2 protein-coding genes are annotated in these 2,628 nt (G+C 36.3%); one reads left to right on the top strand and one right to left on the bottom strand.

Annotated elements, in window-relative coordinates:
• Nucleotides 1-225 precede the first annotated feature (225 nt).
• Nucleotides 226-1,365, bottom strand: a complete 1,140-nt coding sequence (locus BACCOPRO_RS04495) for a hypothetical protein (protein ID WP_008141363.1) — start codon at nucleotides 1,363-1,365, stop codon at nucleotides 226-228.
• A gap of 503 nt (nucleotides 1,366-1,868) precedes the next feature.
• Between BACCOPRO_RS04495 and BACCOPRO_RS17980 the strand changes: the two genes are divergently transcribed.
• A partial coding sequence (locus tag BACCOPRO_RS17980) for a hypothetical protein (RefSeq protein ID WP_008141361.1) occupies nucleotides 1,869-2,628 on the top strand: 760 nt, incomplete at its 3' end.

Raw genomic sequence — 2,628 nt, 5'->3', positions numbered from 1 at the left:
TATTGTATTCTGTCTTCTTTGAAGAATGTAGAAACGCAATTGTACTCACAATACAAATAATAATAGCCGTTAATAAAACTAATGTTCTTTTCATCTTAATTGCATTTAAAAATTTTGTTATGGTAAAACTATAAATAAAAAATGCCTTTACAAATACTATTCGGAACATCAAGCAGTGTTCAAATCACAACCACCTATAAAACAAATACATACAAACAATAAATGTCAGTTCATGTCAGTTAATTCCAAAGGAAAGACAAGACGATAAGATCCGTTTCCGTCATTGTGCAAGGTTACAGAGGAGACTTGTTCCAGCTTGTTTCTGAAACGGCCCATCATCTTATAAAAATTGTCCAGAGAATAACTTTCAATATCTTTACCTATGATCCGGTAAATTTCATACCTGCTCAGCGTATGGTCAGGCGCTTTGAAAAAGTGTTCCAACAGCACAGACATAGCAGGTGAAAGTTTCTCTATGATGCCGTTATCATTGCAAAACAAATGTTGTCCGGCATCAAAATACAGATTGTTATCCAATTTGTAAATACGGGACCTTGAAATATGTCTGGATTTATTGTGCATATTGACAGGAAGCGGCGTTTTTTCGACTACTTTTTCTTCTACCACAGTTCGTTTCGAAACCAGCTGATTCAGTCTGTCGTGAAATAACAAGAAGAAAATATACATACACCAAAGAAGGAGAACTGTTATAACCATTCCGCCCGGTAGAAGACTCCACCAGGAATAAGAAATATAACCGGATAATTCAATCTCCAGACGATAACCCAAATAGGTAGAGACCAGACTATCCGACGGAGCAAACTCTTCCAGTGCTCCCGAAGCAAAGCTCGAAACTTTTCCCGACAAATCGGTTATTCTGGAACATACCCCTGTTTTTGCTTTTATATCGGATAATGCCAACTGCTTATCCCAAGCATAGTGCAAGGAATCAAAAGGAAATGGATATTTCTCAAGAATTAAGCTCAGGTAAACATTCTTATCTCCATCTTTAAAATAAGCGTTATTCCGCCTGTGTAAAGGAAGATGATAAACATGAGTTCCATCTTGTAATGCAAACACCACAGAATCTGGAATATCGGCTTCCAAGGTCTTTTGCTGAAATAAAGAAGTGACAGTACGAAAACCATATTTCTCCATCTTATCCAATTTCTTCAGTTCGTTTCCCACTGCCTCAAGAAAGACAGCTTTAGCCTGCCGGTTCCATGCCTGCTCACGTTGCTTACACGCATTGAATATCAATATGCCATATATTACTGTAAGAAGTATACAAGCAACAAATACTACAGCCTTGACGATCCTATTTTTGTCTGTCGATAATTTTTTGTTCCTACATGTCACGTCCATTGTTTCGGTTTATTTTTTTAATCAAACTTCATTATCAGATTGTCAGCAAATACATCTGTGACAGAAATTCCTATAGCATTTTTCATACAAGCATCTGATTTTTACAAACTCAAAATTAAGCAAAACATGAAACTGCACAAAACAATCGGACATGAAAAAGATTATTAAAGTCGCCTGAAAGGCCACAATGCAGCAAACCACCGGCTACCTCATGCGGGTCTGACTTCTTTTCCAACGAAGTTGCAATTTCTATGATATCATGCACATGCATAATACGGGAATTATATTCCAGTACTTCCACATTGGCCTTTGCCAGAAATGAATACAAATAATTTAATCACATTTCTTTTCATTGTTTTCTATCTTTTTTTACTTTTGTAACAAAAGTAAGGAAATTAACAACAGAGTATTCTGAGAGAAATCTGAGATTCTGACAGATCGTTTATATTCAGATATTTACATATATATTTCTCAGAAAACTTTCAGATTCAGCATACGGACAAATGAAACAAAGCAAGATAAAACTTATAGGAACAGCTGCAATATACCTGATTCTTATGCTCGGCATAGCATGGTTTTCTGCCATGAAAAACGAAGAAAGCATAAAGGACAAAAGCAAAATTGCATTTCTTACAGCAATCAAACAAGAAAAGGAATTGTTCATACCCCAGGTTATCATAAACTTTAATCCTTCTTCAACCAATCGCATTCCGGTTGAAGAAAAAATAGACTGGTCAGCCCAATTCTATCTGGCCATGGAAGATTCATGCAGACACAGATTTGACAGCATTTTCAGAGAAGAAATGAAAAAACAAGGGCTGAACCTGAATACGTCCATCTGTTACACGCACAACGGAAAAACCATCAGCACCATGAAAAAGAATGCTGACGGAGGCATAAAAATCATACATGAGAAAACATACAGAAAAAACAACAAGAAAGAAAATGACATCACATTAAGGGCATACGTATATTTACCTCTATATGTACTTGTCGGGCAACCCGCCTTATACACAATGATACTATTTACCCTCCTTGCAGTGGCCATGTATATCTACACCCGAAACAGGGAGAAAAAACAAATAACAACAACTTCAAGCCCTCTCGAAGCGGCTACAAGAACTACTGATAACGCCAGATGGATAATTATAAGCAAAGAAGTATGGTGGGACGAAAAGAACCATATTATAAAAAAAGGAGAAACTTCAATGATTCTGACAGGCGAATCATTGAAGTTTTTCAAACTGTTCTTAGAAAACAAAT

The organism is Phocaeicola coprophilus DSM 18228 = JCM 13818 (assembly GCF_000157915.1).
GTDB lineage: Bacteria > Bacteroidota > Bacteroidia > Bacteroidales > Bacteroidaceae > Phocaeicola > Phocaeicola coprophilus.
Note: the sequence above shows the minus strand (reverse complement) of the source record. Positions and strands in the feature narration are given on the sequence as shown.

Bases quoted from the DNA above. Each gene is read 5' to 3' on its own strand.
- BACCOPRO_RS04495 (WP_008141363.1), bottom strand. From the start codon at position 1,365: ATGGACGTGACATGTAGGAACAAAAAATTATCGACAGACAAAAATAGG.